We start from the raw sequence: 5,136 nt of genomic DNA on the forward strand, positions 1-5,136 counted from the left end.
AGTATAGTTGTTTTACCTGAACCCGACGGACCCAGTAAAGCGAGTAATTCACCTCGTTGTATTGAAAAACTTACATCGTCTACCGCCAGAAAGGAGCCAAACTTTTTGGAAACATGTATAAGTTCAATGCTCATTGTATCCATTAATCTCCATATCTACTTCCTTTTCTATACTTGATTAACGGGTCCTTGCTTTCAATCCACTTTCTCAAAATCATAGTTATAATCCCGATAAAACAAAGCAGGCTTGCAACACAAAATGCACCCGTTAAATTATATTCGTTATATAAAATTTCAACCTCTAATGGCACTGTTATTGTCTTCCCTCGAATATGCCCGGACACCACTGAAACTGCACCAAATTCACCTATCGAACGAGCAGAACACAAGATTATCCCATAAAACAGAGCCCAGCGGATATTTGGTAAGGTAATTTTAAATAATATTTGTAGCCCATTTGCACCCAACATCCTGCCAGCTTCTTCCATCTCTTGTCCCTGTTCCTCCATTATTGGGATAAGTTCCCTCGCTACAAACGGAAAAGTCACAAAAAGTGTGGCAAGAACCATTCCCGGAAAGGCAAATATAATTTGAATATTCCATTTCTCCACTATTCCACCTAATAAGCCATTTACGGAAAATAACAAGACAAATATAGTTCCTGCTACAACAGGGGAAACAGTAAAAGGTAAATCTAAAAAAGTAAGAAGTAGTTTCTTCCCTCGAAATGTGTATCTGGTAATATACCATGCACAGGCTATACCAAAGAGGGTGTTTAAAGGCAATACGATGAGCAATATTTTTAAGGTTAATAAAATAGATTCAATAGTTTCTTTACGGGTAATATTGCCTGCATATATAGAAATGCCCTGACTAAATGCGTTGAAAAAGACTACAAACAGAGGTATAACAAGAAATAGAAGGAGAAAACACATAGCAACTATGATAAGAAATAAATGAAAACATAACACGAAAATTCTTTTAAGGCGCATAATTTATATAATCCCTGAGTAGCGTTTATTCCAGAATTGAATAAAGTTCAAGCATAAAAGTAATAGAAAAGAAACAGTTAAAAGAAATACAGCAATGGAAGCAGAACCATAATAATCATATTCCTCCAATCGCATTACTATCAATAATGGGGCTATTTCTGTTTTTAATGGCTGGTTTCCTGCAATAAAGATAACGGAACCATACTCTCCCATAGCACGTGCAAAACTTAATGTAAAGCCCGTTAGCAATGAAGGGAGGATTGTCGGAAAGATAATTTTATGGAATATTTTCATGCGAGAAGCACCTAAACAACGTGCTGATTCTTCTACTTCAGGGTCTAAGTCTCTCAGTACAGGCTCGATTGTTCTAACTGCAAAAGGGAAACTTACAAAAATCATTGCAATTGTAATACCGATAGGGGTAAAAACAACCTTAAATCCATTTGCCTCTAATAATGAACCTATCCAGCCTCGAGGACCATATAACCATGTTAATGAAATTCCCGCTACTGCTGTCGGTAAAGCAAATGGCAAATCAATCAATGCATCCCAGAAACCCTTAAAAGGGATTTTATATCTAACAATAACCCATGCAACAAGAAAACCGAACAATGAATTAATACAGGCAGATATTAAAGATAAACCAAAGGACACCTGATATGCTTTTATTGCCCTTAATGAAAAAACAGCAGAAATAAAGTCATTTAAAGAGCCACTAAAAACTTTGATATATAGTGTGGATAATGGAAGAAGAACAATTAGACTTAAATATAACCATGTTATGCCTAATGAAAGACCATATCCTGGCAAAACCGCTTTCTTCTTTAATATACTTCTCATTTTTTATTTTCTTTCTAACATAATTTGGTCAAATATACCCCCATCTGAAAAGTGAATTTTATGTGCTTCTTCCCATCCACCGGGATATAATTCTTCAAGACGAAATAGATTAACATTCAAGAATTGGTTTCGATGTTTTTCAAATACAGCAGTATTGCTGCAACGATAGTAGTGCTTTACAATTATATTTTGTGCCTCATCCGAATAAAGAAATTCAAGATATTTACGAGCAATATCTTTTGTATTATGTTTTTCTACATATTTGTCTATTATAGCGACAGGAGGTTCTGCCAAAATACTTTCTCCGGGAGATATAACTTCAAGACTATTCTGTGTCTCCTGAATAGCAAGAAATGCCTCATTTTCCCAACTTAAAAGAACATCTCCAATACCTTGAAGAAAGGTATTGGTTGAACCTCTTGCTCCTGTATCCAATACAGGGACATTTTTGTATACTTTCTTTACAAATTCGCGTGCTTGTTCGATACCTCCCTTGCGAAATGCATATCCCCAACATGCTAAATAACACCAGCGAGCACCTCCTGATGTTTTAGGATTGGGTGTAATTACCTGTACATCAGGACGGATTAAATCATCCCATGTTTTAATATTTTTAGGATTTCCTTTGCGAACGAGAAAAACAATGGTTGAAGTGTATGGACAACTATTATTAGGAAACTGTTTTTGCCAATTCTGAGATAAAAGTCCTCTCATTTTTACAATCATATCTATATCATAGGCTAATGCTAAAGTAACGACATCTGCCTCTAATCCTTCCATTACAGAACGGGCTTGTTTTCCAGAACCACCATGAGACATTTTTATGTTTAAATCAAGCCCTTGTTCTTTTTTACATTTTTCAATAAAAACTTTATTAATTTCTTTATATAATTCCCGTGTTGGGTCATAAGAAACATTCAAAAGTTCTATTGTTTCACTGAAACAATATCCGATAAAGACATTAATTATTATTAAATAAAAAAAAGAAACCCTTTTAAACATATAATACTCCTGAATTTATGTTATAGAGAGAGCAAAAAAAGTGCCATTATTAATAGAGATATATTTTATTATACAAATTATTGTTAAATAAAAACTTGCGAAATATGAAATATTTAGTTATATTATATAAAATAAAATACTGAAATATATAGTAAAAATAATTACCAAATATAAAGGAAATGAAAATGGATAAAGACACATTAATTACTATCTGGAAAGAGGTAGCAAAACATAACCGAATAGAGCATTTTTTGTTGGAAATTTTACCCGAAATAAAAAAAGAAATAGTATTACTGGAAAGCATAGATATTTTAGTTATAAATAAACAATTAAAAATTCTGGAACTTATAACAACACCTCAAACTATAAAAATAAATAAGAATAATCATATTATTTTAACAGAAGATATGATTAAACAATTACAGAAATTTTCCAGTGAAAAATCGGTTTTACAGTGCACCTCAAATTTGTTTCCTGCTTATCTAACAAATATTATTTCATCTTTTTATGAACATGAATATTTATCTTATATTTTTTTAACCCCATTAGAAATTGATAAAAGTATAGAAGGGATACTTGTAGGTATAATAAAAAAGGATACACTGGTTCCTGAAAGAATAAAGGATGTATTAAAGACACTTCAAAAACCTTTTTCTGTGGCTTTGGCAAACCATATTCGAATTTTAGAAATGGAAACATTAAAGAAAGCCGAAGAAGCAGAAAAAATAAGTTTGTTACGGAAATTGGGGAGAGAATCGTTTGATGAACGAATTATAGGGGAGAATACAGGGCTAAAATATGTTATGGAGCGGGTCAGATTAGTAGCGACTTCAGACCTACCTGTATTAATTTTAGGAGAAACAGGAACAGGAAAAGAATTAATTGCTCGTGCATTGCATAAAAATTCAAACAGGTCACAGGGACCTATAATTCGCGTGAATTGTGGTGCTATTCCACCGGAATTGATAGATTCACAGTTATTTGGTCATGAAAAAGGCTCTTTCACAGGTGCTATTGAAAAACATATAGGTTGGTTTGAGAGAGCTGATGGAGGCACTTTATTTTTAGATGAAATAGGGGAGTTACCTTTACATGCACAGGTTCGATTACTTCGGATTTTGCAGGATGGTTGGTTTGAAAGGGTAGGAGGGAAAGAGCCTATTCATGTGGATGTGCGTCTTGTTACTGCAACAAATTCTGACCTTGCTCAATTGGTGATTGAGAAGAAATTTCGTGAAGATTTGTTTTACCGAATATCAACATTCCCTATTATATTACCACCATTAAGAGAAAGAAAGGAAGATATTCCTGAAATGGCAAGATATTTTGCGGAAAAATCGGCACAACGGTTTAGTTTGCCTGTGGTTTATCCCACAGAAACGGATATAGAACTGCTTTGTCAATATTCCTGGCCTGGTAATGTTCGTGAACTTGCATCTGTAATTGACCGTTCCGCTATTCTGGGAAATGGTAAGAAATTAGAAATAGCTCATGCTTTAGGTTTATCCAATACAAAACAAAATATATTTATACAAAATAGTAAAGAAAGACCTGAAGAAATCATTAGTTTAGATGAGTATAATAAAAGATATATCGAATATGTTTTATCAAGAACAAATGGGAAAATTGATGGGAAAGGAGGATGTGCAGAACTTTTGGGAATAAATCCTAATACTTTGAGGGCAAGAATGAGAAAATTAGGTATTGATTATAAATATTTTAAATATAAAAAATACAAATAACAAAATATTTTAATATATTCCGCAAAAAAAACTTGACAAATAAAACGAAATATATTATATTTAAAAAGACAATTTAAAAATTATTAACATTAAATAGGAGGTATAGTTATGAAAAAGAGTTTAACAATTGGAAAAAGGCTTGCGATTGGTTTCGGGTTATTAACTTTTATTTTAATCGCGGTAGGTTTGGTAGGACTTATTTCTGTCTGGCAGATTTCAAAAACCATTAACGCTTTGACAACTCGCTCATTGCCGTTAACGGATACATACATTATAAGAGCACAATATCCGCGTGTTCTTGCGGGAGAAAGTTCTTTATTATCCACCGAAGCAAGCAGTGAAATTCGAACCGCACAATATAAAAGATTTGAACAGGCAAAGGATGAATTTAAAAAAGCATTTGATTTGATAGAAGGTATAAAACTTACACCGGAACAAGAAAAAGCATATAAAGAATTTAAGCCCTTACATGATACATGGTGGAAAAATCATGAGACCTTTCTGGAATTTGCAAAGGAGTTTGAGAAATATGATTTAAAAAATCCGGCGGAATTACAGAGA

At 33.2% G+C, this 5,136-nt stretch carries 6 protein-coding genes; 2 read left to right on the forward strand and 4 right to left on the reverse strand.

The window, feature by feature from the left end; genetic code table 11:
* The 4 genes from PLA12_14265 to PLA12_14280 all read right to left on the reverse strand — a co-directional run.
* The coding region (locus PLA12_14265) for an ATP-binding cassette domain-containing protein (GenBank protein HOQ33653.1) at positions 1 to 134 on the reverse strand (134 nt) is incomplete at its 3' end.
* Positions 135 to 142: 8 nt separating this feature from the next.
* Positions 143 to 991, reverse strand: coding sequence for a sulfate ABC transporter permease subunit CysW (gene cysW, locus PLA12_14270; GenBank protein ID HOQ33654.1), 849 nt, complete (start codon positions 989 to 991; stop codon positions 143 to 145).
* Positions 992 to 994: 3 nt separating this feature from the next.
* The gene (gene cysT, locus PLA12_14275; protein ID HOQ33655.1) at positions 995 to 1,831 is read right to left on the reverse strand and encodes a sulfate ABC transporter permease subunit CysT; all 837 of its coding nucleotides are present in this window, start codon (positions 1,829 to 1,831) and stop codon (positions 995 to 997) included.
* Between the two features lie 3 nt (positions 1,832 to 1,834).
* A complete protein-coding gene (locus PLA12_14280; GenBank protein ID HOQ33656.1) occupies positions 1,835 to 2,833 on the reverse strand; it encodes a sulfate ABC transporter substrate-binding protein in 999 nt (332 codons plus the stop codon).
* A gap of 185 nt (positions 2,834 to 3,018) precedes the next feature.
* Here PLA12_14280 and PLA12_14285 point away from each other — a divergent pair, with 185 nt between their 5' ends.
* A complete protein-coding gene (locus PLA12_14285) occupies positions 3,019 to 4,575 on the forward strand; it encodes a sigma-54 dependent transcriptional regulator (GenBank protein HOQ33657.1) in 1,557 nt (518 codons plus the stop codon).
* 108 nt (positions 4,576 to 4,683) lie between these two features.
* The coding region (locus tag PLA12_14290) for an MCP four helix bundle domain-containing protein (GenBank protein ID HOQ33658.1) at positions 4,684 to 5,136 on the forward strand (453 nt) is incomplete at its 3' end.

Origin of the sequence: Candidatus Hydrogenedens sp. (assembly GCA_035378955.1) — a bacterium.
Classification (GTDB): Bacteria; Hydrogenedentota; Hydrogenedentia; order Hydrogenedentales; family Hydrogenedentaceae; genus Hydrogenedens.